Source organism: Nocardioides panacis (genome assembly GCF_019039255.1).
GTDB classification, from domain to species: domain Bacteria; phylum Actinomycetota; class Actinomycetes; order Propionibacteriales; family Nocardioidaceae; genus Nocardioides_B; species Nocardioides_B panacis.
On record NZ_CP077062.1, the window covers coordinates 1401979 to 1426838 of the forward strand.

The window sequence follows — 24860 nt, forward strand, 5'->3', positions numbered from 1 at the left end:
GCGGGGGGCACGCCGCAGCCGCCCCGGAACGGTAGATTTCCCCCGTGAGCACTCCGGAGTCAGGCACCCCGACCGCCGAGACGGCCCCGTCCGCGCGCTACCCCCGGCACTGGGAGGCCGACGTGCTGCTCCGGGACGGCCGGGTGGCCCACCTGCGGCCGATCAGCGCCGACGACCAGGAGCTGCTGGTCGAGTTCTACGAGCAGGTCTCCGCGGAGTCGAAGTACCTCCGGTTCTTCGCGCCGATGCCCCGGCTCTCCGAGCGCGACGTGCTGCGGTTCACCCACGTCGACCACCGGGACCGGGTCGCGTTCGTGATGACCGTCGCCAACCGGATGATCGCGGTGGGCCGGTTCGACCGGATCCCGCCCGAGGAGTCCTCGGACCCGTCCGGCCGGCTCGTCGAGGCCGAGGTGGCGTTCCTGGTCCAGGACGCCCACCAGGGGCGCGGCATCGCCCAGCTGCTGCTCGAGCACCTGGCGCAGGCCGGCCGGGAGCGCGGCATCGACCGGTTCGTCGCCGACGTGCTGCCCGAGAACCGCAAGATGGTGCAGGTCTTCCGCGACGCCGGCTACACCGTGGCCGGCGGCTACGAGGACGGCGTGATGCGGCTGGTGTTCCCGATCGACTCCACCGACACCTCCGTCTCGGTGATGCAGGCCCGCGAGCACCGCGCCGAGTCCGCCTCGATCGAGCGGTTCTTCCACGCCAAGAGCGTCGCGGTCATCGGCGCGTCGCGCCGCCACGACACCATCGGGCAGACGCTGGTGCGCAACCTGGTGCTCGGTGACTACCAGGGCCGGGTGTACGTCGTGAACCCGGCGGCCCAGTCGGTGGCCGGCCTGCCGGCCTACGCCACCGTCGGCGACATCCCCGACACCGTGGACGTGGCGATCGTCGCGGTGCCGGCGGAGGCGGTGCAGGACGTGGTGCTCGACTGCGCCGCGAAGGGCGTGCACGGGCTGATCGTGATCTCCTCGGGCTTCGCCGAGACCGGCGAGGAGGGCCGGCTGCGGCAGCGCCAGCTCGTCGGCCTGGCCCGCAGCTACGGCCTGCGGCTGATCGGGCCCAACTGCCTGGGCATCATCAACACCTCCTCGGACTACTCGCTGAACGCCTCGCTCTCGACGGTGATGCCGCCGCGCGGCCGGGCCGGCTTCTTCTGCCAGTCCGGCGCGCTGGGCGTGGCGATCCTGGAGAAGGTGTCCCGCCGCGGGCTCGGGCTCTCCACGTTCGTCAGCGCCGGCAACCGGGCGGACGTCTCCGGCAACGACCTGCTGCAGTACTGGGAGGAGGACGAGGACACCGAGGTCGTGCTGCTCTACCTGGAGTCGATCGGCAACCCGCGCAAGTTCAGCCGCCTCGCCCGGCGGGTGTCCTCGCGCAAGCCGGTGATCGCGGTGAAGTCCGGCCGGTCCACCCAGGGCGTGCCGATGGGGCACGCCGTGCGCTCGATGCTGGCCCCGCAGGCGGCCGTGGACGCGATGTTCCGGCAGGCCGGGGTGATCCAGGTCGAGACCCTCGACGAGATGTTCGACGTCGCCCAGCTGGTCGCGCACCAGCCGCTCCCGCGCGGCAGCCGGGTCGCCGTGGTCGGCAACTCCGACGCGCTGGGCCTGCTCGCGGCCGACGCGGCCGTCACCGTCGGGCTCCAGGTCACCCAGCTGGTCGCGCTCGGCGCCGACGCCACCGCCGAGGACTTCGAGGAGGCGCTGGACGCGGCCATCGACGACGACGAGGTGGACTCGGTGGTGGCGGTCTTCATCCCGCCGCTGAACACCACCGGCGAGGAGGTCGCCGACGTGCTGGCTGCAGTGGGGGAGCAGTCCGACAAGCCACTGGTCTCGACCTTCCTCGCCTCCGAGGGCATCCCCGAGCTGCTCCGCGTCCCCGACGTCGCCGGCAGCACGGCGGGACGCGGGTCCGTGCCGTCGTACCCCGCCGTCGAGGCCGCCGTCCGCGCGCTGGCCCGGGTGGTGGAGTACGCCGCCTGGCGGGCCAAGCCGCTCGGCGAGCTGGTCGCCCCCGACAGCGTCGACACGATGACCGCGCGGTCGCTGGTCTCCAAGATCCTGAGCGCCGACGACCGCGGCCGGGACCTGACCTTCGAGGAGCTGCACACCCTGCTCGCGGCCTACGGCATCGACCTGTGGGACCGCGTCGAGGTGAGCACCGTCGAGGAGGCGATCGCCGCGGCCGAGCAGCTGGGGTACGACGTCGTGCTCAAGGCCACCGCCGAGCACCTGCGCCAGCGTCCCGACCTCGCGCACGTCTGGCGCAACATCGACACCGAGGCCGAGATGCGCGACGCCTGGGAGTCCATGCAGGAGCTGGTGGACAACCCGGCCGCGGCCGGGTTCATCGTCCAGCGGAACGCGGGCCCCGGCGTGCCGGTGTCGCTCGGCGGCATGGAGGACCCGCTGTTCGGGCCGGTGGTCTCCTTCGGCGTCTCCGGGCCCGCGACCGAGCTGCTGGGGGACCGGTCCTACCGGATCCCGCCGATGCACAGCGGGGACGCCAGCGACATGGTCCGGGAGATCCGGGCCGCCCCGCTGCTGTTCGGCTACCGGGGCAGCGAGGAGGTCGACGTCGACGCGATCGAGCACCTGCTGCTGCGGCTCGCCCAGCTCAAGAACGACCTGCCCCAGGTGCGCTCGCTCGAGCTCAACCTGGTGCTCGTCGGTGCCGACGGGGCCACCGTGCTGAACGCGGTCGGCCGGGTCGAGCCGGTGACCGACGCGCGCTCGGACTGGTTCGTGCGCCGGCTGTCCACCCAGGCCGGGGACACGCTCCACGACTAGGGGACGGGGCTGCCACGGCTGCGTGAGAGGCTGTCGGGATGAGCGACACCTCCGGTGACCTGCGCACCGCGATCGAGAAGTCCGGCTACTACCCCGACGTCGTGTCGGACGCTGTCGACGCCGCCGTCGCCGGCGAGCAGGTCGTCTCCTTCCTGGTGCACCACGAACCCACCATCGACGAGCGCGACGAGGTACGACGCCACGTCACGGTGCTGGTGCTGACGCCGAGCCGGCTGATCCTGGCGCACACCGACGAGCACGCCCCCGACGACCTGCTGCCCGCGCCGTACACCTCCAGCTCCACCGAGGCGGTCACGATCTCCGCGATCCGCTCCGTGGTCGTCAACCGGATGGTCGCGAACCCCGAGTCCTACGCCGGCAAGCCGATCCCGGCGCCCGGCGCCAACGAGGCGGTCCTGACGATCGGGTGGGGCGCGGTCGGCCGCATCGACCTCGAGCCCGCGGGCTGCGCCGACCCCGACTGCGAGGCCGACCACGGCTACACCGGGCTGCTCACCTCCGACGACTTCTCGCTGCGGGTCAGCGCCGCGGCCGAGGGCCCCGAGGCCGTGGCCAACCTCCTCGGCTTCGCCGACGCGCTGTCGGCTCGCACCGCCGGATGACGTTCGTCCAGCCGGCCTACGAGGACCGGTCGCTCGGGGACGTGCTGCCCGCCGTCGCCCGCGCGCTCGGCGTGGACGCCGGTCTGGCGCCGTCGTCGATCGAGCTCCCCGAGGCGCAGAAGTACGTCGTGCTCCTCGTCGACGGCCTCGGGTACGAGCTGCTGCGCGACCACGAGGACCAGGCGCCGTTCCTGCACGACCTGCTCACCGGGCCGAACGGCCAGGCCCCGGCCACCGTCGGGGTGCCCTCGACGACCGCGACCAGCCTGACCTCGCTGGGCACCGCGCTGACGCCCGGCACGCACGGGCTGGTCGGGTTCACCTCGCGGATCCCAGGCACCGACGACCTGCTCAACGCGCTGACCTGGAGCCCGTCGGTCGACCCCCACGAGTGGCAGCCGCACCCGACCGCGCTGGGCCGGCTGGCCGCCGCCGGCGTGCACACCACGGTGGTGAACAAGCGGCAGTTCGCCGGCTCGGGGCTGACGGTCGCCGGTCAGCGCGGGGCCGAGTTCGTCGGCGCCGACCTGGTGGGGGAGCGGATGGCCGCGGCCGTCGCCGCCTCCGCGCACGGCCCGTCGCTGACCTACCTCTACGACGGCGACCTGGACTTCACCGGTCACCGGCACGGCGTCGCGTCCACGTCCTGGCAGCTCCAGCTCGCGATGATCGACGCCGAGGCCGAGCAGCTGCGCGAGGCGCTGCCCGGCGACGTACGCATCGTCGTGGTGGCCGACCACGGCATGGTCGACTCGCCGGCGTCCGCCCGGCTCGACGTCGACGACCACCCCGAGCTGCTCGCGGGCGTCGCGGTGCTCGGCGGGGAGGCGCGCTTCCGGCACGTCTACTGCCGCGGCGGCGCCGTGGACGACGTGCTGGCGGCCTGGCGGTCCGTCCTCGGCGACCGGGCCGAGGTGCTCACCCGCGACGACGCCGTCTCGCGGGGCTGGTTCGGGACGCTGACACCCGGCGTGCGCCCCCGCCTCGGGGACGTGATGGTCGCCTCCCGCGACGACTTCTCGGTGATGAGCACGTCCGGGTTCCCCTACGAGGCCCGGCTCATCGGCCTGCACGGGTCGCTGACCTCGGCGGAGATGCTCATCCCGGTCCTCGTCGGCTGAGCCGGGCACGGTCCGGGGGTCCGGTCATGGCATCATGCCCGCCGTGGCCGAACTGCAGTTCTTCACCGGGACCATGGACTCGGGCAAGTCGACGCTCGCGCTCCAGACCAACCACAACCACGCCGCACGCGGCCGGCACGGCCGGATCTTCACCAGCCAGGACCGCGCCGGCGCCGCGACGCTGTCGAGCCGGCTGGGGCTGCAGCACGAGGCGATCGAGGTCAGCCCGGAGTTCGACTTCTGGGAGTACGTCGTCGCGACCCTGACCCGTGGCGGCCGCGTCGACTACCTGATCTGCGACGAGGCCCAGTTCTACTCCGCCGCGCAGGTCGAGCAGCTGGCGCGGGTCGTCGACGAGCTCCAGGTGGACGTGTTCGCCTTCGGCATCCTCACCGACTTCCGCACCTCGATGTTCCCGGGCTCGGCGCGCCTGGTCGAGCTCGCCGACCGGATGCACGTGCTCCAGGTCGAGGCGCTGTGCTGGTGCGGCAAGCGGGCCACCCACAACGCCCGCACCGAGAACGGCGAGATGGTCACCGAGGGCGACGTGATCGTGGTCGGCGACGTCGACGACCACCAGCCCGCCGAGGTCGGCTACGAGGTGCTCTGCCGCCAGCACCACCGCCGCCGGCTCACCGCGTCCCGCGCGCAGGCGGTGTCGATGATCGGCGAGCCGCTGCCCTTCAGCTGACCAGCAGGGATGCGGTCGCTGTCCGGTGTGCGTAGGGTCGTCCGGGTTCGCGTCGCCCACCAGAGGACCTCCTCCATGCGCTGTGCCCCCCCTCCGCCGCTCCGTCTCGGCCCTGCTCGGGCTCTCCCTCGTCGGTGCCGCCCTCGTGGCGACCGGCCCCGTCGAGCAGTCCGACACCCGCCCGGTCTCGCAGTCGCGGCCGACGAACGCCGGCAAGGTGTTCCGCTGGGGCAACGCGCAGTGGGCCGACGACTTCATCGGTCCGGTGAAGGGCATGTGGGCGCAGAACCGGCCGGGCCAGGTCAACAACCAGCACGGCATGCTCACGATCAACGGCAGCGCCGGCGGCGGCGACGTCGTGGCCATGGTGGCCGGCCACGCGCGGCAGTACGGCCGCTGGGAGACCCGCGTCCGGGCCGAGCAGTACACCCGCAGCCACACGCCGTACCACGTGGTCGCGGAGCTCGTCCCGGTCGGCGACCACCGGTGCGGCGCACGGAGCATCGTGCTCTCCGACTACGCGCTCGGCTCGGACCGGGCCCGGATGGCGATCCGCAACCTCCCGAACGCCGAGTTCACCGCGAGCAAGCGCCTGAACCTGCGCCCCGGACCGTTCCACACCTACGCCGTCGAGGTGACCCCCTCGCACGTCTCCTGGTTCGTGGACACCCGCGTGGTGATGACCGAGCGTCGCGGCGAGGCGCTCTCGGGGGGCGTCGTACGCGTTCCGCTTCCGGCTCGCCGACCAGCCGGGCGCCCGGATGAACCCGGGACGGATGCAGATGGACTGGCTGCGCTACTACTCGCTGGCCCGGCACAACGCGAGGTCGATCGCCGCCCCGGCCGCCACCCGCGGGACCTACCCCCACGCCTGCTGACCCGGCGCCTCTGGCGGCGGGAGGCCCGCCGACCCGGCGCCTCTGGCGGCCGAAGGGCCGCTGACCCGGCGACTTTGGCGGCAGGAGGGCCGCTGACCCGGCGACTTTGGCGGCGGGAGGGGCGCTGACCCGGCGCCTCTGGCGGCGGGAGGCCCGCCGACCCGGTGCCTCTGGCGGCGGAAGGGCTGCTGACCCGGCGTGTCTGGCGAGGCGATCCCGGGATCGGTGCCGCCAGTGGCTGCGTTCGGGCGGGCGCGGGGTCGCAGGCGGCGCGACACCCACCACCCCATCCCGCTCGGCACAGGGTGGCGTCATCGGATGATCGTCCGGGTCGTCACGCGCGGTCAGAGCCGCGTCGCCAGAGTCGCCGGGTCGGCCGGCAACCGGGTTTTGCTGGGTCCGGGCTTTCGGGTGTTCGGTGCGCTGCGTCGTGGCCGGGTTTCGTCCCCAGGCCTCGGGGGGTGTGGGTTGTGCACGGGTGCGGACATCTGTTCGGAAGTGATGGCTGGTTGTTCTTAGCGTGGTGGGTATGTCGACGACCATCCGGACCGAGGACCAGGCGCATCCGATCGCCCGGTTCTCCGGCCGGCTGCACCGGGTGCTGGACGGGCTCGCGGAGGCGCCGGCGTGGTCGATGACCCCGGACGAGCAGCGCACGGTGGTGGTGGGGCTGGCCCGGGCCGAGGCCCGGCTGGCCGAGCTGCGGCTGCGGGTGCTGGCTGCGGCGGACCGCAACGACGTGGCCGCGGACTCGGCGGCGACCTCGACCGGTGCCTGGCTGGCCCAGGTCACTCGGCGGAGCCGGGGTGCCGCGCACGCCGAGGTGGCTCTCGCGGTGGCGTTGGACACCGGGTTCAGCGTGACCCGGGACGCGTTGGCCGCGGGCCGGGTCGATGTCGCCCAGGCGGCGGTGATCGTCCGTTCGATCCAGGCGTTGCCGCAGGGAGTGTCGGTGGTGGACCGGGGGCGGACCGAGGCGCACCTGGTGCGGGCGGCCGGCGAGTTCGACGCGGCGGCGCTGAAGGTGCTGGGGCGGCGGGTCTTGGAGGTGATCGACCCCGACGCCGCCGATCTCGCCGAGGGTGCCCGGTTGGAGGCCGAGGAGGCCGCGGCGGCCCGGGCGACGTTCCTGCAGCTGTCGGCGAACCCGGACGGCAGCCACACCGGCCGGTTCAAGATCCCGGCGCTGCACGCGGCGATGCTGACTAAGATGCTGCACGCCTTCACCAACCCCCGACACCAGCACCAGCACCAGCACCAGCCAAACAGCCGGGTGAGACTGTCGCGGCCCGAGCGGCTGGGGGAGGCGTTCTGCCGGCTCCTGGAGCGGGTGCCGGCCGACCGGCTGCCGTCGGCCGGCGGGATGTCGGCGACCGTGGTGGTGCTGCTGGACTACGACCAGCTGCTGTCCGGGCTCGGCACCGCCACCTTGGACACCGGGCAGCCCCTGTCGGCCGGTGCAGCCCGGCAGCTGGCCTGCGAGGCCGGGATAGTGCCCGCGGTCTGGCGGCGCGCCCTGGGGTCGCCTTCGGTGGTGCTGGATCTGGGGCGGCGGACCCGGCTGCACACCGAGGCCCAGCGCACCGCGCTGACCATCCGGGACCGGGGCTGCACCACGGTGGGCTGCGACCGGCCGGCCGCCTGGTGCCACGCCCACCACGACCAGCCCTGGTCCCAGGGCGGACCCACCAGCGTGGTGAACGGTCGGCTGCTGTGTGCGTTCCACCACGGCAAGGCCCACTCCCTGGCCTACGTCACCAGCCACTTGCCCACCGGACAGATCCAGTTCCACCGACGGACCTAGACACGGCCCATGGACGGTCGATACCGGCCGTGCCACTGTGGAAACGAAGCCCTGAAGGGAGGGGAGATCCCATGGAACAGCCCGTACAGCCGAGCGCCTGTCCCGACTGCCACGCCCTGACCGACGACCTGACTGCGCATGAGCGTTGGCACTCGCGCCTGGTCCACGACATCGCCGTGGCCGTCGACCAGGAGAACAGGCGCCGCGACGCGGCGCAGAGCCGTTGACGACGCGGAACGCGCTTCGCCGCACCTGACCCCGACCAGCGGGCCACTACGGTGCTCCCCATGGCGCGGGTGCTGGTGACGGGGATGTCAGGGACAGGCAAGACGACGGTCCTCGACGAGCTCCGACGCCGTGGACATCTCACCGTGGACACCGACTACGACGGGTGGGTGCTCGCGGACGGCACCTGGGACGAGCCCCGCCTGCAGCGGCTCCTCGGGTCGGTGCCTGACGTGGTCGTCTCGGGCACGGTCGAGAACCAGGGCCGCTTCTACGACCGCTTCGAGGAGGTCGTGCTGCTGAGCGCGCCGCTTCCCGTGCTGGTCGAGCGGGTGCGTGGGCGGACGAACAACCCCTACGGCGGGACGCCGGAGCAACGCGTCGAGATCGCACGGTACGTCGACACCGTGGAGCCGCTGCTGCGGCGAGGCGCGACCCTCGAGCTCGACGGCGAACGTCCGCCGGCCGAGCTCGTCGACGTGATCGAGGCCCTGGTCATCGGAACGGCGCTCTCGGGCGGTGGGGCCGGCGGCCCGGCTGCCAGGATGGTGACCATGCGCTCCCTCATCCGTCCCGACGAGCTGGCCGCCCTCCTGCCGGACGTGACCCTGCTCGACGTGCGCTACCAGCTCGGCCGCGCGGACGGGCTCGAGCAGTACCTCGCGGGTCACCTCCCCACCGCCGTGTACGTCGACCTCGGGACCGACCTCGCGGACCCGCCCGCGGAGCCGGTCGACGACGGGGGACGGCACCCGCTGCCGGACCCCGACAGGTTCGCCGAGGCGATGCGGCGCTGCGGCGTCAGCGCCGGGCGGACGGTCGTGGTCTACGACGACTGGTCGTCGATGGCGGCGACCCGGGCGTGGTGGCTGCTCACCTTCCACGGGCACCGGGACGTGCGGGTGCTCGACGGCGGCTGGGCGGCCTGGGCCGGGTCCGGCGGGGCGGTCGGGACCGACGTGCCCGACGTCGTGCCGGGCGACTTCCGGGCCGACCCGGGACACCTGCCGGTCGTCGACGCGGAGGGCGCGGCGCGGGTCGCCCGCGAGGGCGTGCTGCTCGACGCGCGGGCGGTCGAGCGCTTCCGGGGCGAGGTCGAGCCGGTGGACCCGGTCGCCGGCCACGTGCCCGGCGCCGTCAGCCTGCCCACCGCGGCGAACCTCGAGGACGGCCACTTCCGGTCGGTGGACGACCTGTCCGCGCAGTACGCCGTGACCGACGGGGTCGACCAGGTCGCGGCCTACTGCGGCTCCGGGGTGACCGCGACCCACGACCTGTTCGCGCTGCACCTGCTGGGCCGCCGTGGCGCGCTCTACCCGGGCAGTTGGAGCGGCTGGGTCAGCGACGACGCCCGACCGGTCGCCACCGGGCCGTGACCTCGGGCCGGGTCGCTCGTTGGACGGGTATCGAGGGTCGGCGTTCTCCCAGGGGCCCGGCCCTCGATTCCTGTCATCCGGCCGAGCAGCGACTCGAGCACCCCCGCCGCCGTCGGTACGTCGAGCAGCCCCGCCTCGTACGACGTCCAGCCGAACGTCGTCCGCCCGTCCAGGACCACCTCGTCGAGGGGCAGCGTCCCGGGGGCGAGCACCGTGCGGGCGCTCGCACCGGCCGTGCGGTGCTCGGCGCAGTCGCAGGCCGACCGCAGCAGCAGGGACGTCAGGTCGGAGGCGGCGTAGCGGCGGAGCACCACGCGGGTGCCCCGGGCGAGCAGGTGCAGCACGGTGTCACCGGAGCGGAGCCACAGCTGCACCGGCACGGCGTGGCTGGGGGAGAGCACGGTCCAGCCGCGTGCGGACAGCGCGGCGGTCCAGGTGCGGAAGGTGAGGGGTGTCGTCATGGGCGGAGTCCTGCGTCTGTCGCGGCGGCTGGGAACGGCGAGGGGCACCAGCCGGGCGGCTGGTGTCAGCGACAGCGACAACACAGGTGCAACATGATGCGGCACCCTACCAGTGCACGCCCTTGAACAGCCTGGCCAGCAGTTCCTGCTGGGGAGTGGTCTCGTCGGTGGCGCCCCCGCTGGCCGCCGCCGAGTCCGGGAACACCTGGTAGGCCAGGTGCAGCACCCGGAACGTGGTCTTGGGGGCGAGCGTGTGCGCGACCGCCCCGAGGTTGCCCAGCGCGGTGTTGACCTCGTGCGGCCGGTCCACCATCGCGGCGATCACCAGGTCGGCGGCCTGCGCGGGGGAGATGGTGGGGAACTTCCGGTAGATCTTCGTCGGCGCGATCATCGGGGTCCGCACCAGCGGCATGTGGATCGTGGAGAAGCCGATCCCGTCGCCGACCAGCTCGGAGGCGACCACGTTGCTCCAGGCGTCCAGCGCGGCCTTGGACGCGACGTACGCGCTGAACCGGGGCGGGTTGGTCTGCACGCCGATCGAGCTGACGTTCACGACGTGGCCGCGCTGCTGCTCGCGCATCCGCGGCAGCAGCCCCATGACCAGCCGGATCGCGCCGAAGTAGTTGAGCTGCATGGTGCGCTCGAAGTCGTGGAACCGGTCCTCGGAGAGCTGCAGCGAGCGGCGGATCGAGCGGCCCGCGTTGTTCACCACGAAGTCGATCGTCTCGTGCTCGGCGCACAGCTGCTCGCACAGCGAGTCGATCGCCTCGAGGTCGGACAGGTCGCAGCCGTAGACGTGCGCGCGGCCGCCGTGCGCCTCGATCTCGGCCCGGGTCTCCTCGAGCTTGTCCTTGCCACGGGCCACCAGGATCGGGATGCCGCCGGCCTGCGCGACCTTGAGGGCCACCACCTTGCCGATGCCGGAGGAGGCGCCGGTGATCACCACCCGGCGGTCCCGGAGCGTGTCGGTGATCGCGCCGTCCCGGGCGGTGTCGGTGTCGAGGTGCTCCTCCCAGTAGGTCCACAGCGTGGCGGCGTACCCCTCGAGGTCCGGGCAGGAGATCCCGGACCCGGCCAGCGCCCGCTCGGTGCGCCGGGACGCGAACACGGTCGGGAACGACACGTGCTCGAGCACCTCCGGGGGTACGCCGAGCCGGCCGACGGTCTCGCGCAGCAGGAGCTGGGCCGGCGCCGTGCGGACCAGCGCCTGGACCAGCCCACCGGGCTGCAGGGCACGGGGGAGCAGGCTGGTCGGCAGCACACCGGTGACCCGCCGGTCCAGGGGCACCGTGAACCGCGGCGCCCGGGCCGCGGCGGCGAACGTGTTGACCAGCTCGGTGGTGGGCTGCGGGTCCGGGTTGACCAGGTGGAACGCCTGCCCGTCGAGGTCGGGCCGGTGCGCGAGGTGGTCCATCGCCTTGGCGACGTAGTCGACCGGCACCACGTTGGTGTCGCCGAGGTCGATGCCCATCAGCGGCAGCCAGCCGGGGACGGTGTCGCGCAGCCGCTTGAGCAGCGGGAAGAAGTAGTAGGGCCCGTCGACCTTGTCCATCGCGCCGGTCTCGGAGTGCCCGACCACGACCGCCGGCCGGTAGACCCGCCACGGCACCGGGCTCTCCTCGCGGACGATCCGCTCGGACTCGAACTTGGTGCGGTGGTAGGCGGACGGCAGCCCCTGGCCGACGTCGAACATCGTCTCGTCGAAGACGCCGTGGTAGTCACCGGCGGCCGCGACCGAGGAGACCTGGTGGAACACCCCGACGTCGAGGGCGCCGGCCAGGTCGAGCGCGGACCGCGTCCCGCCGACGTTGAGCTGCTCGTTGAGCTCGTCGGGGGCGGTCATGTCGTAGATCGCCGCGAGGTGGAAGAAGTGGTCGACGCCGCCGCGGTGCTCGCGCACCCAGCGCTTCGCGACACCGAGGCCCGGCTTGGTGAGGTCGCCGGTCACCGTGGTCACCCGGGCCGGGTCACCCCAGGAGTGCAGCAGCCGCTCGACCCGGTCGCGCGAGCCCGCCCGGACCAGGACGAAGATCTCCCCGTCCCGGTTGTCGAGCAGCTCCTGGACGAGGTGCCGGCCGATGAACCCGGTCGCGCCGGTCACGAAGTAGGACATGCCCGATCACATTACTGACAGGTAACCCGGTTGGCCAGAGCCACGCCGGGCGCTGTCGCTCACTCGCGCTTGCCGCCGCCGAACATGATCTCGTCCCAGCTCGGCACGGACGCCCGGCTCTTCTTCTTCGCGGTACGTCGCGGGGTGCCCGGCTCGTCCGCCGCCGGCTCCGTGGCGTCGTCCTGCTCGGCGGTCCCGGCCCGGTCGGGGGCGTCCGCGACGTCGGGGTCGGACTCGCTGCCGAGCTCGACCGGCGCCGGGCGCTCGCTGGCCTGGGTGGCGATCCAGTCCGCGTCCCCGGTGCCGCGCACGGCGGCGGCGGTGGCGCTCAGGTCCTCGGTGGGCTCCTCGGCGGCCGGGGCGGGAGCCTCCGCGCGGGCGGCCGGTGCCGGCGCCGGCGGGGTCTCGGCGACCATCCCGATGGCGTCCTCGCCCAGCGGCAGCTCCTCGTCGTCGCCGACCGCGGACAGCCGACGGGGCGCGGCGCCGCCGGCGCGCGGCTGGGTGCCCTTGCCGACCGGCTGCTCGCCGACGAGCCAGCGGGCCTCGTCGTCCTCGGCCACGACGTAGCGACCGGGGGGCGTCGAACACGAACTCGGCGTGCCGGGCGCGCTCGCCGGCGCGGTAGTCGGCGACCAGCGTCCAGCGACCGTCCTCGCGGCGCCAGGAGTCCCACTCCACGCTCGCGGGGTCGACGTTGCGGGTGCGGAGCCGCTCCGCGACCACGTCGCCGAGCAGCCGGGCCGGGCCCTCGCCCGCCTTGCGGCGCACCGAGGCGCGCTGCGCCCGGTCGGCGATGTGGGCTCGCTCGGCGAGCACCGGGGTGGCGTAGCCCATGATCTTCTCGAGGCTCGTCTGGGCGGCGGCCGCGACGTTCTCGGGGGACTCGCCGGCCCGGATGCGGGCCTGGATGTCGCGGGGGCGCAGTGCGCTTTCCATGGTGATCTCCAACTGGCCGAGGCGGGCGTGCTCGCCGCGGAGAGCGGCCCGGAGCCGGGTGTCCGCCGGAAGGGTGAACTCCTCGCCCGAGTCACTGACGAGGACCAGCTTCTGCTTGTCCTCGGTCAGCCCCACGAGCGTGAGGTCCTGCTCCTTCCATGGGGTCGCCTGCTCCGTCTCTGATGGGCCCGGGAGGGTGCCCGGTCGTGCGGTCGAGCCTACTTCCTCGGGTGCCCCGCGGTGACGGCGCCGCACCGGGGCCGCGCCCGGGCCCTACCCTGACCAGCATGGAGTCGAGCATCACGCACCCGGGCACCGTGCTCGTCGTCCTCGACCTGGTCGGCATCTTCGTGTTCGCGATCACCGGCGCGCTGGTCGGGGTCCGCAAGGAGCTGGACGTGTTCGCGGTGCTGGTGCTCGCCGGCGTCACGGGTCTCGGTGGCGGGTTCCTGCGCGACGTGCTGATCGGTGCCGTGCCCCCCGGCCGCCCTGGCGGACTGGCGCTACCTGCTGGTGCCGGCGGTCGCCGGGCTGGTCACCTTCTTCTTCCACCCGTCGCTGGACCGCAAGGAACGGGGCATCAACGTGCTCGACGCCGCCGGGCTGGCGCTGTTCTGCGTGACCGGGGCGCTCAAGGCGGTCGCGTTCGGGCTGGGCCCGGTCCCGGCGGCGCTGATGGGGATGCTGACCGGGATCGGCGGCGGGATGCTCCGCGACGTGCTGACCGGCCGGGTGCCGCTGGTGTTCCGCGGCGACCTCTACGCGACGCCGGCGCTGGTCGGTGCGTCCATCGCGGTGGTCGGGCACGAGCTCGGGCTGCGGACCGCGGTGGTCGCCCTGCCCGCGGCCCTGGTCTGCTTCGTCTGGCGGGTGGTGGCGATGCGGCGGGGCTGGAACGCGCCGCGCGCGAGCGTGTCCTCCAGCACCTGAGGACTCACCAGAACATCGTCCCGGGCTCGCCCTTGAAGGGGCCGACCACCGACGAGGTCACCCAGCCGCCGTAGAAGCCGCCCGGCTGCGCCGACACGACCTCGCCGTCGAGCGTGCAGCGGTCCATCAGCCCGGGGTAGGGCGCGACGTGGTCGACGATCGCGGCGAACGCCGCCGTCGGTGAGGGGTAGAACCAGCCGGCCTGCTCGGCGACCCGGTCCCCGCCGACCAGGTCGAGGTAGGACGCCCGGCCCTTCCACTCGCACATCGAGCCGCCGGTCGCCGGCCGCAGCGCGCCGCGGCTGAACGACGACATCGGCAGGTAGTACGTCGGCGGGTGGCTGGTCTCCAGGACCCGGAGCGCGGCGCTGGTGCGGGAGATGACCTGCCCGCCCAGCACGACCTCGATCTCGTGCGTGGTGCGCTCGAGCCGCGGTGGGCGCGGGTAGTCCCACACGGACTCCTGCCCGGGACCGGGACGCTCGGGGGTGGGTCGGCTCAGGTTCATGACGGGGTCAGCACCCTCTCCAGGTAGTCGTTGGTGAACAGCCGATCCGGGTCGAGCCGGTCCCGGAGGGCGACGAAGTCCGCGAAGCGGGGGTAGGCCGGGGCCAGGTCGGCGGCGGTCCGGGTGTGCAGCTTGCCCCAGTGCGGCCGTCCGTCGTACGCCCGCAGGACGCGCTCGACGGCCGCGAAGTACTCCCGGTGGTCGGTGCGGACGTTGGTGTGGAAGGCGAGGTAGACCGTCGCGCGCCCGTGCGCCGGGGACAGCCAGACGTCGTCGGCGGGGGCGTGCCGGACCTCCACCGGGAAGCCGATCCGCCAGCCGCGCTGCTCGACCAGCGCACGGGCCTCGGTCAGCGCCGCCATGCCGGCCTCCCGGGGCACGGCGTACTCCATCTCCCGGAAGCGCACCCGCCGCGACGAGGTCAGCACCCGGTGCGAGACGTCGCTGTAGGTGCGCGCCGTCAGGGCCCGCGACGACGCCCGGTTCAGCGCCGGGATCGTGCGGGGCGCCAGGTCGCCGAGCCGGTTCACCGCCCCGAACAGGGAGTTGGCCAGCAGCTCGTCCTCGACGTAGGCCCGGGTCCGTGACAGCGGCCGCGCGCGGGCCGTCGTGCGGTTGTTGCGCTTGGTCAGCATCCGGTCGCTGTGCGGGAACCAGTACGCCTCGGCGTGCTCGTTGGCCGCGACCAGGTCGTCGAACCCGTCGACGAAGCGGGCCCAGGGCATCGGCTCCTCGACGGCCTCCAGCGTGAAGGCCGGCTCGACCCGGAACGTCACGGCGGTGAGGATCCCGAGGGCGCCGAGCCCCACCCGGCCGGCCTCGAGGAGCTCGACCTCCTCGGCGGTGCCGCCCGGCCGCGCGTGCAGGACGCGGGCGTCGGCGGTCACCACCTCGAACCCGGTCACCTGGGCCGAGAGCGACGCCCACCGGCCGCCGGTGCCGTGGGTGCCGGTGGAGATCGCGCCGGCGACCGTCTGCCGGTCGATGTCGCCGAGGTTGTGCAGGGCCAGGCCGAGGCCCAGCAGCCGGTCGTCGAGGACGTGCAGGGGCGTGCCCGCCAGCACGGTGACGGTCATCGCGTCCCGGTCCACCGTGCGCACCCCGACGAGCCGGTCCGGGCGCAGCAGCAGGCCGTCGGCACGGGCGATGTCGGTGAAGGAGTGGCCCGACCCGACCATCTTCACGGTGAGCCCGTGGGCACGGCCGGCGACGACCGCGTCGACCACCTCGGCGGTGCTCCCGGGGGACAGCACCTGGGCCGGGCGGGCGGTCGTCAGGCCTGACCAGCTCTCCCAGCGCAGCATGCGGTGAACACTACGTGGGCATACTCGGGACGTGCCCACGAATCCCGTCACGACCGCGCTCGGAGACCTCCGCACCAGCCTCGGCGAGAAGCTCTTCGCCCGGGTCGCCGGCCCCGAGGGACCCCGCCGCCGGGACCGCATCCACGGGGCCGTGGGCCCCCGCTGGTTCGAGGAGGACGCCCGGATCCGCCAGGTGCACGGCGACGCGTCGATGTTCGTCGGCGGCATCCGCGCGCTGCTGCTGCAGTCGCTGCACCCGCTGGCGATGGCCGGCGTGATGGACCACTCCGGCTTCGAGGGCGACCCGTGGGGACGGCTCCAGCGGACGTCGTACTTCCTGGCCGTGACGACGTTCGGCACCGCGGCGGACGCCGAGAAGATGGTGGCCGCGGTCCGGTCGGTGCACGAGCGGGTCGTCGGCACCGCGCCGGACGGCCGGGCCTACGCCGCGTCCGACCCGCACCTGCTGCGCTGGGTGCACGTCGCGGAGATCGACAGCTTCCTGGCCGCGCACCAGCGCTACGGCAAGGACCCGCTCGACGCCGAGGGCCGCGACGCCTACGTGGCGGACGCGGCCCGGGTCGCCGAGGCGATCGGCGTGACCGACCCGCCCCGGTGCGAGGCCGAGCTCCGCCAGCAGCTGCGGGACTTCCGGCCCGAGCTGACCGGCACGCCCGCGGCCCGGCAGACCGCCCGGTTCCTGCTGCTGAACCCGCCGCTGCCGCTCCCCGCGCGCGTCCCGTACGGCGGCCTGGCGGCCGCCGCGGTCGGCCTGATGCCGGTCTGGGCGCGGCGCGAGCTGCTTCTGCCCTACCTGCCGGTCACCGAGCGGCTGCTGGTCCGCACCACCGGCTCGGCGCTCACGAAGACGATCCGGTGGGCGATGGTCGCACCGCGGCCGTCCGTGTGAGCACGGCCAGCCCCGCCCCGAGCAGACCGGCAGCGGCCGTCACCCAGTAGCTCGCGGACGCGCCGGACGCGTCCACGACCAGGCCGACGAGCGCCGCACCGGGGGCGAGCCCGGCGGCCAGCCCGGTCGTGAACAGCGCGATGCCCTCGGTGAGCCGGCCGGACGGAACGGACTCCTCGATCCAGGCGAAGCCGGCGATCAGGGTGGGCGAGATCGCGAAGCCGGACAGGAACAGGAAGAGCGCGAGCGGCACGAAGGCGTCCACGAACGGCAGCGGCAGCATCACCAGGCCGAGCGCGACCATCCCCCAGCGGAACCGGGACGCGTTCGACGCGGTCAGGTGCAGCGCACCGGTGACCAGGCCGGACAGCAGGCTGCCGAGCGCCCAGACCGCCAGCATCAGGCCGGACAGCGGCTTGGAGCCGAGCTCGTCGGAGAGCGCCACGGTCGCGACCTCGGCGCCGCCGAGCAGGGCGCCCATCGCGAACGCGCAGGCGATCAGGGGGGCCAGCACCGGCCACGGCATCGGTCCGGCCGCGTGCCGGTGCACGCCTCCGGACGCCGGTGGCTCGGTGCGCCGCTGGCTGACCAGCACGGCGGTGCCGAGCACCGTCGCGACGATCGCGCTGGTCAGTCCGGCGAGCGGGTGCACGGTGGTCGCCAGCACGGTGACCAGCGCCGGCCCGAGGATGAACACCGTCTCGTCCACGACCGCCTCGAAGGCGAACGCGGTGTGCAGGCCGGCCTTGTCCGGCACCAGGTGCGACCAGCGGGCCCGGATGCAGGACCCGATCTGCGGCATCGCGGCCCCGGACAGCGCGGCGCACAGGTGCGGCCACGGGGCCCGGACGTCGAGCTCGACGGTGGTCATCAGCCCGGTCATGCCCACCGCGAACGCCACGACGGCCGGCGGCAGCACCCGGCGCTGCCCGAACCGGTCGATCAGCCGGGCCTGCAGCACCGCGAACAGGGCGTTCGCGATGAGGTACGCCGCCGAGACGGTGCCGGCCAGCGAGTAGGAGCCGGTCCGGGTGGACACGAGCAGGACGATCCCGAGGCTGACCATCGAGATCGGCAGCCGGGCGACGAGTCCGCTCATCGAGAAGACGAGGGCTCCCGGCAGTGCCAGCACCCGGCGGTAGGTCGTGAACATCAGGGGGCTGATCCTAGGGTGCCTACGATTGGCCCATGCCCCTCGACACCGCTCCGTACGACGCGCTGCTGCTGGTCTCCTTCGGTGGGCCGGAGAAGCCCGACGACGTGCTGCCCTTCCTGGAGAACGTGACACGGGGTCGTGGCATCCCGCGCGAGCGGCTCGTCGAGGTCGGCGAGCACTACTACGGGTTCGGCGGCCGCAGCCCGATCAACGACCAGAACCGGGCGTTCATCTCCGCGGTGGAGGAGGACTTCCGGTCCACCGGGGTCGACCTGCCCGTCTACTGGGGCAACCGCAACTGGGACCCCTACCTCGCCGACACGCTGCAGCGCATGAAGGACGACGGCATCAAGCGGGCCGCCTGCCTGGTGACGAGCGCCTACTCGTCGTACTCCGGGTGCCGGCAGTACCGCGAGAACCTCGCCGAGGCGGTCGCGACCGTGGGCGAGGGCGCTCCCGAGCTCGACCGGCTCCGGCACTACTTCAACCACCCGGGCTTCGTGGAGCCGATGGTCGACGCGACGCTCTCCGCGCTGGCCGGGCTCGGCGACGCCGCCCGTCGCGACGCGCACGTCCTGTTCGTCACGCACTCGATCCCCGAGTCGATGAACGACACCGCCGGGCCCGAGGGTGGCGCGTACGTCGCCCAGCACCGCGCCGTGGTGGACGAGGTGGGGGAGCGGGTCCGCCAGGAGACCGGGCACCGCTACGCCACCGAGCTGGTGTTCTGCTCGCGCTCCGGGCCGCCGCACGTCCCGTGGCTCGAGCCGGACATCAACGACCGGATCGAGGAGCTCGCCCGGCAGGGCGTCGGCGGGGTGGTGGTCGTCCCGATCGGCTTCGTCTCGGACCACATGGAGGTCATCTACGACCTCGACACCGAGGCGCAGGCGACCGCCGAGAAGGCCGGCGTCGAGTTCGCCCGGGCGGCCACGGCGGGCGTCGACCCGCGCTTCGTGGCGATGGTCCGGGACCTGCTGCTCGAGCGCGCGGCCGTCGAGCGCGGCGAGGAGGTGCGTCGCGAGAGCGTCGGCGCGCTCGCCCCGTCGTGGGACCGGTGCCCCGTGGGCTGCTGCCCGAACCAGCGCGGCGACAAGCCTGCCCTGTGCGGGCAGGCCTGACATGCCGGACACGGACTACGACGACCTGCTCGAGCTCGCGGTCGCGGTCGCCGTCGAGACCGCCGAGATGGTCCGCGCCCGACGCCGCGAGGGCGTCGAGGTGGCGGCCACCAAGTCCAGCCCCGTCGACATCGTCACCGAGATGGACCGGGCGGCCGAGGAGCTGATCTTCGCCCGGCTGATGGGCGCCCGCCCCGCGGACGGGTTCCTCGGCGAGGAGGGCGCCAGCGCCGAGTCGACCAGCGGCGTCACCTGGATCGTCGACCCGATCGACGGCACGGTGAACTTCCTCTACGGCATCCCGCACTACTCGGTCTCCATCGCCGCGGCGCTCGACGGGGTCCCGGTGGTCGGGGTGGTGGTCAACGTCGAGAGCGGCGAGCGGTTCACCGCGACCAGGGGCGGCGGCTCCTACCAGGACGGCGTCCGCCTCGACGTCGGACGGGGGCCGTCCCCCGAGCTCGCGCAGCGGCTGGTCGGCACCGGCTTCAACTACGTCGCCGACGTCAAGATCAAGCAGACGGTGGCGGTCTCGGCGCTGCTCCACGAGGTCCGCGACGTACGACGGATGGGCTCGGCCGCCCTGGACCTGTGCTCGGTGGCCTGCGGACGGGTCGACGCCTACGTCGAGGAGGGTCTCAACGTGTGGGACATGGCGGCGGGTGGACTGGTCGCCACCGAGGCCGGCGCCCGGCTCGAGGAGCACCCCGGCGTGGGCGGCAACCCGTGCTTCGTGAGCGCCCCGGCGCACGGCTTCGAAGAGTTCCTCGACCTCGTGAAACGCGCCGGTTTCCTCGCTCCCGGCGACCGGGGCTGAGCCGGGAATAGCGGGGGCACCCGGCCCGTTGACCACCCTGCGCGGCGCATGGGTGCCGCGTCCGGGAGGGCCGCCGGCTGTGACTCCGGCGACATCATCCGGAACGGCCGTGCACAGCGGGCTTCCGATGGTGCACAATCCGCCTCGCGCACACATGACACGACCACCGGCCCACGAGCACACACTCGGGCGACACAGGGGGGGCAGGAGAACGCACCATGGCAACTGACTACGACGCTCCTCGCAAGAACGAGGAAGACCAGAACGAAGAGAGCCTCGAAGAGCTCAAGGCCCGACGGCACGACAAGAACTCCGGCAAGGTCGACGAGGACGAGGCCGAGGCGGCCGAGTCGTTCGAGCTCCCGGGAGCCGACCTCTCGCACGAGGAGCTCGCGGTCGAGGTCCGGCCGCGGCAGGACGACGAGTTCACCTGCATGAGCTGCTTCCTCGTGCACCACCGCAGCCAGCTCGCAGACCCCAAGAAGCTGATCTGCCGGGACTGCGCCTGAGCGCACCCCAGACGACGAAAGGCCGGGACCCCTCGCGGGATCCCGGCCTCGGTCGTTCCTGCCCCGGCCCGTGTCAGACCGAGACGTCCTCCAGGTTCGCGGGGAGGTGCCCGGTGGAGCGCCGGTAGTAGGAGGCCGCCTTGCGGGTGGCCAGCATCCGGGCGAGCCCCACCGCGACGCCGCTGGCCACGGCCCAGGTGGCCGCCTCGGCCATCGACACGTCGGGGTGCTCGGGGTTGCTCGGCGGCTCCTTGCCCGTCGAGAGCTTCCACGTCGCGGTCATCGCCTTCCGGGCGACCATGGTGGCCCCCACGGTCGCGGCGAGGCCGAACAGCGTCCAGACCTTCGAGCCCGAAGCCATCTGTGTCTCCTTCATAGGTTCCGACCAGTCTGCCGGTCGTCGTCGTGGCACCCGTACCCACCGAGCGCGTGGTCTACCCCGCTGCGCGCGTCGCGTCCGTGAGCGCGGCCGCGAGCCGGGTGGGGCGCCGGGTGCTCACCAGCCAGTACGGCGTGGGGTCGGCCGGGTCCACGATCGCGATCCGGACCGCGCGGCGCAGGTAGGGCCGCAGCAGCAGGTAGGCCCGGGCGTCCGCGTCCCGCCCGGCGAGCCGGTGGGTCGCGTCGGCGTCCAGCGCCTCGACCGCCCCGACGTGCTCGACGGAGATCCGGGCCCGCCCCGCGGTCAGCATCCCGTCGCGCACGGTGACCCGGGCCTTGCCGTAGCTCCAGAAGCCGCCCAGCAGGGCCGCCGACAGGACCGCCGTACCGGACAGCGCGACCCAGGCGGGGGTGGCGACCAGGAACGCCAGCAGCATCGAGGCCAGGAACATCGTGGCGAGCGCCCACCACCGCAACGGGACGCCGAGCCGCTCGTCATACACGCGCACATCCTGGCACCAGGGGCACCAGCGGCGGTCGATAGGGTCGACGCATGCCCGCACGGAGCACGGACGCACGCGTCGAGGTCCTGATCACCCGCACCGACCCGGACGTCCCGGTCCCGGCCTACGCGCACCCCGGTGACGCCGGCGCCGACCTGGTGACCACCGTCGACGTGCACCTCGAGCCGGGGGAGCGGGCGCTCGTGCCGACCGGCGTCGCGATCGCGCTCCCGGACGGGTACGTCGCCCTGGTGCACCCACGCTCCGGGCTGGCGGCCCGGTTCGGGATCTCGATCGTGAACGCCCCGGGCACCGTCGACGCCGGCTACCGCGGCGAGATCAAGGTGCTGCTGGTCAACCTGGACCCGCGGGAGGCCGTCGACCTGGCCCGGGGCGACCGGGTGGCCCAGCTGGTGGTGCAGCAGGTGGAGAAGGCGCGCTTCGTCGAGGTGGAGCGCCTCCCCGGCTCCGCACGCGGCGCGGGCGGGTACGGTTCGACCGGCGGTTTCTCGGAGACTCCGGCCGCCGCCACCGAGGAGCTGCACTGATGTTCAAGCGCAAGAAGTCCGGCGAGACCCCGGCCGACGCGGCCGAGACGCCGGAGGAGACCCGCACCGGGCCCCGCGCGAACGGCCCCTGGGACGTCTCCGAGGTGACCGTCCCCGAGGACGACCCCGACCGGATCGACCTCGGCAGCCTGCTGCTCACCCCGCACCCCGGTCTCGACCTCCAGCTGCAGGTCGACGAGGCCTCGGGCCAGGTGGTCGCGGTGATCCTGGCCGGCGAGACCGGCGCCGCCGAGCTGCGCGCCTTCGCCGCCCCCCGCAACGGGGACATCTGGGACGACGTACGCCGCCAGGTGGCCGGCGAGGTCGCCCGGATGGGCGGCACGGCGAGCGAGACCGAGGGCGCCTGGGGCACCGAGGTGGTGGTGAACCTCACCGTCGCCCGCGACGACGGCCAGCCCGTGCAGCAGACCTCCAAGGTCATCGGCATCCCCGGCCCGCGCTGGCTGCTCCGCGCCACCCTGTTCGGCCGTCCCGCGGTCGAGCACCAGGAGGACGGCGACGTCGAGGCCGCGCTCCGTGCCGTGGTCGTCGTGCGCGGCAGCACCCCGGTCCCGCCGGGTGACCCGCTGCCCCTGACGATGCCCCCGAACGCCCAGCGGATGGAACCTGGGGCGTGACCGTCCGGGTTCTACCGGACGCGGTTACATTGGAGACATGGGAGAAGTGACGGGTCGCCTGCGCAAGAGCCTGAGCAAGTGGGCCAGCAGTGCCGACATGGAGGCGCGTGAGCTCAAGGAGGGCGCGGTCAAGGCGGGCTGCTGCCCGATCGCGGACGCGAGCGACCGCCAGCGCGTGGAGCTGCAGGGCAGCCTCCGCACGGTGACCCTCCGCCCGCGCGGCGGGGTCCCGGCGCTGGAGGCCGAGCTGTACGACGGGTCCGCGCTGATCACGCTGGTCTGGCTGGGCCGTCGACGGATCGCCGGCATCGAGCCCGGACGGCAGATCAAGGTGATCGGCCGGATCGGCGTGCAGGACAAGCTGCGGGTGATGTTCAACCCCCGCTACGAGCTGCGGTGACCGAGACCCGGACCCCGGTCGGGGCCGCGACCGTCGAGCAGGTCGTCCGCGCCCAGCTGTCCAAGGCGCTCGGGGGACGGCGCGGCATGCTCGAAGCCGCCGTACCCACGCTGGCGTTCACCGTCCTGTTCGTCTCCACCAAGGACCTCCGGCTCGCCGTCGCCGTCAGCGTCGCGGTCGCGGTCGCCCTGCTGGTCGTGCGGCTGCTGCACCGCTCGACCGTCCAGTTCGTGCTGAACAGCCTGGTCGGGATCGGCATCGGCGCGCTGTTCGCCTGGCGGGCCGCGAAGGGCGGCGGCGACGCCAACGACCAGGCGCTCGCCTACTTCCTGCCCGGGATGATCTACAACGCCGGCTACGCGGTGCTGATGGTGACCAGCACGCTCGTGCGCTGGCCGCTGGTCGGCTTCATGGTCGGCAGCGTCGCCGGCGACCCCACCGAGTGGCACCGCGACTCCCAGGTGGTCCGGCTGTGCCGGAACCTCACCCTGATGCTGGCGCTGCCGTGCGTGGTGCGGGTGCTCGTCCAGCTGCCGCTCTACCTCGCCGGCAAGGCCGCCGAGGACGCCGGACCGATGGTGGCGGCGCTCGGGGTCAGCAAGATCGCGATGGGCTGGCCGCTGCAGATCGCCGCGCTGGCCGGGATGGCCTGGCTGCTGGCCCGCAACGCCACGCCCGTCGAGCCGGAGCCCGAGACCGCCTGACTACTCGCCCGTGCTGGGGGAGAGCAGGTCCTGCAGCTCGGACTCGCCCTCCGGCGAGCTCACGAACAGCAGCTCGTCGCCGGACTCGATGGGCTGCTCGCCCGCCGGGGTGTAGACCTGTCCGTCGCGCAGGATCGTGACCAGCGAGGTGTTCTCCGGCCACGGGATCAGCCCGACCGGCTTGCCGACGTACGGGGAGTCCTCCGGCAGCGTCATCTCGACGAGGTTGGCGTTGCCCTGGCGGAACGTGAAGAGCCGGACGATGTCACCGATGGTGACCGCCTCCTCCACCAGCGCGGACATGATCCGCGGGGTCGAGACGTTCACGTCGACACCCCAGGCCTCGCTGAACAGCCACTCGTTGTTGGGGTGGTTCACCCGGGCGACGGTGCGCGGCACCGCGAACTCGGTCTTCGCGAGCAGCGAGGTGACCAGGTTGACCTTGTCGTCCCCGGTCGCCGCGATCACCACGTCGCACGCCTCGAGCCGGGCCTCCTCCAGGGAGGACAGCTCGCAGGAGTCGGCCAGCAGCCACTCGGCGTCCGGGACGCGCTCGGGCTTGAGGGCGGCCGGGTCCTTGTCGATGAGCAGCACCCGGTGGCCGTTGCCGATCAGCTCCCGGGCCACCGAGCGGCCGACGGCACCCGCTCCTGCGATGGCGACGCGCATCAATCGTCCTCCGGACCGTTGGTGAAGACCTCGTAGACGTGCTCGGCGTTCTCCTCGCGCATCACCAGGTGGAGCAGGTCGCCCTCCTGGATCACCGTCTCGCGGGTCGGGATCATGCCCTCGCCGAGCCGGTCGATCCAGGCGATCCGGCTGCCCGACTCGAACTGGAACTTCACGGTGCGCTGACCGATCCAGGTCTCGGTGACCGGGACGTGGTCCACCCGGATGGTGCCGGACGGGTCGCGGAAGTCGGGCTCGGCCCCCGCGGGCAGCAGCCGCCGGAGCACCTGGTCGGCGGTCCACTTCACGGTCGCGACGGTGGTGATGCCGAGCCGCTGGTAGACCTCGGCACGGCCCGGGTCGTAGATCCGGGCGACGACCTGCTGGATCCCGAACGTCTCGCGGGCGACCCGCGCCGCGATGATGTTGGAGTTGTCACCGCTGGACACCGCGGCGAACGCGTCGGCCTTCTCGACCCCGGCGCGCTCGAGCACACCCTGGTCGAAGCCGATCCCGGTCACCTTGGTCCCGCTGAAGGACGGCCCCAGCCGACGGAACGCGTCGGGGTTGCTGTCGATCACGGACACGGTGTGGTTGCGGTCCTCGAGGGAGCGGGCCAGCGCCGAGCCGACCCGGCCACATCCCATGATCACGACATGCACGGGGGAGACGCTACACGTGCCGCGCGGCCGCCGTGCGTGCATCGCCCCGGGCATGGCCTAGCCTTTCC

The 24860-nt window shown here is 73.3% G+C and carries 26 protein-coding genes and 2 pseudogenes; 18 read left to right on the forward strand and 10 right to left on the reverse strand.

The features are described from left to right. Positions 1 to 44: 44 nt before the first annotated feature. The 8 genes from KRR39_RS06790 (at position 45) to KRR39_RS25955 (ending at position 9519) form a co-directional block, all read left to right on the forward strand. Positions 45 to 2801 (forward strand): bifunctional acetate--CoA ligase family protein/GNAT family N-acetyltransferase, encoded by a 2757-nt coding sequence (locus tag KRR39_RS06790; protein WP_216941310.1) that lies wholly within the window; start codon positions 45 to 47, stop codon positions 2799 to 2801. A 38-nt stretch (positions 2802 to 2839) separates the two neighbouring features. Beyond that, positions 2840 to 3424: a DUF5998 family protein gene (locus tag KRR39_RS06795; protein WP_216941311.1), complete on the forward strand. Its 585-nt coding sequence runs from the start codon at positions 2840 to 2842 to the stop codon at positions 3422 to 3424. After that, the gene (locus tag KRR39_RS06800; protein ID WP_216941312.1) at positions 3421 to 4545 is read left to right on the forward strand and encodes an alkaline phosphatase family protein; all 1125 of its coding nucleotides are present in this window, start codon (positions 3421 to 3423) and stop codon (positions 4543 to 4545) included. The genes KRR39_RS06795 and KRR39_RS06800 overlap by 4 nt, the downstream gene beginning before the upstream one ends. Before the next feature lie 43 nt (positions 4546 to 4588). Continuing rightward, positions 4589 to 5236, forward strand: a complete 648-nt coding sequence (locus tag KRR39_RS06805; protein WP_254185557.1) for a thymidine kinase — start codon at positions 4589 to 4591, stop codon at positions 5234 to 5236. Positions 5237 to 5318: 82 nt separating this feature from the next. Next, positions 5319 to 6242 carry a LamG domain-containing protein gene (locus KRR39_RS06810; RefSeq protein ID WP_216941314.1) on the forward strand — a complete coding sequence of 308 codons (924 nt, stop codon included), beginning with the start codon at positions 5319 to 5321 and terminating at the stop codon, positions 6240 to 6242. Between the two features lie 401 nt (positions 6243 to 6643). Next, complete coding sequence (locus tag KRR39_RS06815; RefSeq protein WP_216941315.1) at positions 6644 to 7918, forward strand: HNH endonuclease signature motif containing protein; 1275 nt, start codon at positions 6644 to 6646, stop codon at positions 7916 to 7918. Positions 7919 to 7989: 71 nt separating this feature from the next. Continuing rightward, on the forward strand, positions 7990 to 8145 hold the full coding sequence (locus KRR39_RS06820; protein WP_216941316.1) for a hypothetical protein: 156 nt from the start codon (positions 7990 to 7992) through the stop codon (positions 8143 to 8145). A 60-nt stretch (positions 8146 to 8205) separates the two neighbouring features. Next, positions 8206 to 9519 carry a rhodanese-like domain-containing protein gene (locus tag KRR39_RS25955; RefSeq protein ID WP_367303709.1) on the forward strand — a complete coding sequence of 438 codons (1314 nt, stop codon included), beginning with the start codon at positions 8206 to 8208 and terminating at the stop codon, positions 9517 to 9519. Here the strand turns inward: KRR39_RS25955 and KRR39_RS06830 are convergent. From KRR39_RS06830 to sepH, 3 genes and pseudogenes are all read right to left on the reverse strand, one after another. After that, complete coding sequence (locus KRR39_RS06830) at positions 9456 to 9980, reverse strand: hypothetical protein (protein WP_216941317.1); 525 nt, start codon at positions 9978 to 9980, stop codon at positions 9456 to 9458. The genes KRR39_RS25955 and KRR39_RS06830 overlap by 64 nt on opposite strands. Positions 9981 to 10086: 106 nt before the next feature. Further along, a complete protein-coding gene (locus KRR39_RS06835) occupies positions 10087 to 12093 on the reverse strand; it encodes an SDR family oxidoreductase (protein WP_216941318.1) in 2007 nt (668 codons plus the stop codon). Between the two features lie 59 nt (positions 12094 to 12152). Further along, positions 12153 to 13287: pseudogene (sepH, locus tag KRR39_RS25960) on the reverse strand (septation protein SepH). A gap of 32 nt (positions 13288 to 13319) precedes the next feature. Between sepH and KRR39_RS25965 the strand changes: the two are divergent. Beyond that, a pseudogene (locus KRR39_RS25965) lies at positions 13320 to 13454 on the forward strand (TRIC cation channel family protein); the annotation flags it as partial. Between the two features lie 46 nt (positions 13455 to 13500). After that, entirely contained in the window at positions 13501 to 13962 is a 462-nt protein-coding gene (locus KRR39_RS06845; RefSeq protein ID WP_367303710.1) for a trimeric intracellular cation channel family protein, read from the forward strand. 4 nt (positions 13963 to 13966) lie between these two features. Here the strand turns inward: KRR39_RS06845 and KRR39_RS06850 are convergent, their stop codons facing one another. Further along, positions 13967 to 14470 carry a DUF427 domain-containing protein gene (locus tag KRR39_RS06850; protein WP_216941320.1) on the reverse strand — a complete coding sequence of 168 codons (504 nt, stop codon included), beginning with the start codon at positions 14468 to 14470 and terminating at the stop codon, positions 13967 to 13969. After that, complete coding sequence (locus KRR39_RS06855; RefSeq protein WP_216941321.1) at positions 14467 to 15774, reverse strand: D-arabinono-1,4-lactone oxidase; 1308 nt, start codon at positions 15772 to 15774, stop codon at positions 14467 to 14469. The genes KRR39_RS06850 and KRR39_RS06855 overlap by 4 nt, the downstream gene beginning before the upstream one ends. Before the next feature lie 31 nt (positions 15775 to 15805). On the opposite strand from KRR39_RS06855, the gene KRR39_RS06860 reads away from it, so the two are divergent. Then, positions 15806 to 16684: an oxygenase MpaB family protein gene (locus tag KRR39_RS06860; RefSeq protein WP_216941322.1), complete on the forward strand. Its 879-nt coding sequence runs from the start codon at positions 15806 to 15808 to the stop codon at positions 16682 to 16684. On the opposite strand, the gene KRR39_RS06865 is transcribed toward KRR39_RS06860, so the two are convergent. After that, positions 16635 to 17837 (reverse strand): MFS transporter, encoded by a 1203-nt coding sequence (locus tag KRR39_RS06865; RefSeq protein ID WP_216941323.1) that lies wholly within the window; start codon positions 17835 to 17837, stop codon positions 16635 to 16637. The genes KRR39_RS06860 and KRR39_RS06865 overlap by 50 nt on opposite strands. Positions 17838 to 17872: 35 nt before the next feature. Here KRR39_RS06865 and KRR39_RS06870 point away from each other — a divergent pair, with 35 nt between their 5' ends. The 3 genes from KRR39_RS06870 to KRR39_RS06880 all read left to right on the forward strand — a co-directional run bounded on the left by KRR39_RS06870 (position 17873) and on the right by KRR39_RS06880 (position 20287). Beyond that, a complete protein-coding gene (locus KRR39_RS06870; RefSeq protein ID WP_216941324.1) occupies positions 17873 to 18961 on the forward strand; it encodes a ferrochelatase in 1089 nt (362 codons plus the stop codon). Position 18962: 1 nt separating this feature from the next. Continuing rightward, a complete protein-coding gene (locus KRR39_RS06875) occupies positions 18963 to 19778 on the forward strand; it encodes an inositol monophosphatase family protein (RefSeq protein WP_216941325.1) in 816 nt (271 codons plus the stop codon). 218 nt (positions 19779 to 19996) lie between these two features. Then, the gene (locus tag KRR39_RS06880; protein ID WP_216941326.1) at positions 19997 to 20287 is read left to right on the forward strand and encodes a DUF4193 domain-containing protein; all 291 of its coding nucleotides are present in this window, start codon (positions 19997 to 19999) and stop codon (positions 20285 to 20287) included. Positions 20288 to 20360: 73 nt separating this feature from the next. Here the strand turns inward: KRR39_RS06880 and KRR39_RS06885 are convergent, their stop codons facing one another. Both KRR39_RS06885 and KRR39_RS06890 read right to left on the reverse strand, forming a co-directional pair. Next, positions 20361 to 20648, reverse strand: coding sequence for a DUF4235 domain-containing protein (locus KRR39_RS06885; protein ID WP_216941327.1), 288 nt, complete (start codon positions 20646 to 20648; stop codon positions 20361 to 20363). Between the two features lie 73 nt (positions 20649 to 20721). Then, positions 20722 to 21171 carry a DUF3093 domain-containing protein gene (locus KRR39_RS06890; protein ID WP_254185560.1) on the reverse strand — a complete coding sequence of 150 codons (450 nt, stop codon included), beginning with the start codon at positions 21169 to 21171 and terminating at the stop codon, positions 20722 to 20724. A gap of 50 nt (positions 21172 to 21221) precedes the next feature. Here KRR39_RS06890 and dut point away from each other — a divergent pair, with 50 nt between their 5' ends. From dut to KRR39_RS06910, 4 genes are read left to right on the forward strand one after another with little or no spacing between them, the layout of a single operon-like run. After that, a complete protein-coding gene (dut, locus tag KRR39_RS06895; RefSeq protein ID WP_216941329.1) occupies positions 21222 to 21719 on the forward strand; it encodes a dUTP diphosphatase in 498 nt (165 codons plus the stop codon). Then, positions 21719 to 22357, forward strand: a complete 639-nt coding sequence (locus tag KRR39_RS06900; RefSeq protein ID WP_216941330.1) for a DUF3710 domain-containing protein — start codon at positions 21719 to 21721, stop codon at positions 22355 to 22357. Before dut ends, KRR39_RS06900 begins: the two co-directional genes overlap by 1 nt. A gap of 37 nt (positions 22358 to 22394) precedes the next feature. Next, the gene (locus tag KRR39_RS06905) at positions 22395 to 22757 is read left to right on the forward strand and encodes an OB-fold nucleic acid binding domain-containing protein (protein ID WP_216941331.1); all 363 of its coding nucleotides are present in this window, start codon (positions 22395 to 22397) and stop codon (positions 22755 to 22757) included. Further along, the gene (locus KRR39_RS06910) at positions 22754 to 23461 is read left to right on the forward strand and encodes a DUF3159 domain-containing protein (protein ID WP_254185561.1); all 708 of its coding nucleotides are present in this window, start codon (positions 22754 to 22756) and stop codon (positions 23459 to 23461) included. The genes KRR39_RS06905 and KRR39_RS06910 overlap by 4 nt, the downstream gene beginning before the upstream one ends. On the opposite strand, the gene KRR39_RS06915 is transcribed toward KRR39_RS06910, so the two are convergent. Both KRR39_RS06915 and KRR39_RS06920 read right to left on the reverse strand, forming a co-directional pair. Then, entirely contained in the window at positions 23462 to 24130 is a 669-nt protein-coding gene (locus tag KRR39_RS06915; RefSeq protein ID WP_216941332.1) for a potassium channel family protein, read from the reverse strand. After that, the gene (locus KRR39_RS06920; protein WP_216941333.1) at positions 24130 to 24792 is read right to left on the reverse strand and encodes a potassium channel family protein; all 663 of its coding nucleotides are present in this window, start codon (positions 24790 to 24792) and stop codon (positions 24130 to 24132) included. The genes KRR39_RS06915 and KRR39_RS06920 overlap by 1 nt, the downstream gene beginning before the upstream one ends. Between the last annotated feature and the right edge of the window lie 68 nt (positions 24793 to 24860).

Bases quoted from the DNA above. Each gene is read 5' to 3' on its own strand.
- KRR39_RS06865 (WP_216941323.1), bottom strand. From the start codon at position 17,837: ATGTTCACGACCTACCGCCGGGTGCTGGCACTGCCGGGAGCCCTCGTC.
- dut (WP_216941329.1), top strand. From the start codon at position 21,222: ATGCCCGCACGGAGCACGGACGCACGCGTCGAGGTCCTGATCACCCGC.
- KRR39_RS06795 (WP_216941311.1), top strand. From the start codon at position 2,840: ATGAGCGACACCTCCGGTGACCTGCGCACCGCGATCGAGAAGTCCGGC.
- KRR39_RS06820 (WP_216941316.1), top strand. From the start codon at position 7,990: ATGGAACAGCCCGTACAGCCGAGCGCCTGTCCCGACTGCCACGCCCTG.
- KRR39_RS06900 (WP_216941330.1), top strand. From the start codon at position 21,719: ATGTTCAAGCGCAAGAAGTCCGGCGAGACCCCGGCCGACGCGGCCGAG.
- KRR39_RS06905 (WP_216941331.1), top strand. From the start codon at position 22,395: ATGGGAGAAGTGACGGGTCGCCTGCGCAAGAGCCTGAGCAAGTGGGCC.
- KRR39_RS06880 (WP_216941326.1), top strand. From the start codon at position 19,997: ATGGCAACTGACTACGACGCTCCTCGCAAGAACGAGGAAGACCAGAAC.
- KRR39_RS06885 (WP_216941327.1), bottom strand. From the start codon at position 20,648: ATGGCTTCGGGCTCGAAGGTCTGGACGCTGTTCGGCCTCGCCGCGACC.
- KRR39_RS06875 (WP_216941325.1), top strand. From the start codon at position 18,963: ATGCCGGACACGGACTACGACGACCTGCTCGAGCTCGCGGTCGCGGTC.
- KRR39_RS06830 (WP_216941317.1), bottom strand. From the start codon at position 9,980: ATGACGACACCCCTCACCTTCCGCACCTGGACCGCCGCGCTGTCCGCA.
- KRR39_RS06850 (WP_216941320.1), bottom strand. From the start codon at position 14,470: ATGAACCTGAGCCGACCCACCCCCGAGCGTCCCGGTCCCGGGCAGGAG.
- KRR39_RS06815 (WP_216941315.1), top strand. From the start codon at position 6,644: ATGTCGACGACCATCCGGACCGAGGACCAGGCGCATCCGATCGCCCGG.
- KRR39_RS06870 (WP_216941324.1), top strand. From the start codon at position 17,873: ATGCCCCTCGACACCGCTCCGTACGACGCGCTGCTGCTGGTCTCCTTC.
- KRR39_RS06835 (WP_216941318.1), bottom strand. From the start codon at position 12,093: ATGTCCTACTTCGTGACCGGCGCGACCGGGTTCATCGGCCGGCACCTC.
- KRR39_RS25955 (WP_367303709.1), top strand. From the start codon at position 8,206: ATGGCGCGGGTGCTGGTGACGGGGATGTCAGGGACAGGCAAGACGACG.
- KRR39_RS06800 (WP_216941312.1), top strand. From the start codon at position 3,421: ATGACGTTCGTCCAGCCGGCCTACGAGGACCGGTCGCTCGGGGACGTG.
- KRR39_RS06915 (WP_216941332.1), bottom strand. From the start codon at position 24,130: ATGCGCGTCGCCATCGCAGGAGCGGGTGCCGTCGGCCGCTCGGTGGCC.
- KRR39_RS06855 (WP_216941321.1), bottom strand. From the start codon at position 15,774: ATGCTGCGCTGGGAGAGCTGGTCAGGCCTGACGACCGCCCGCCCGGCC.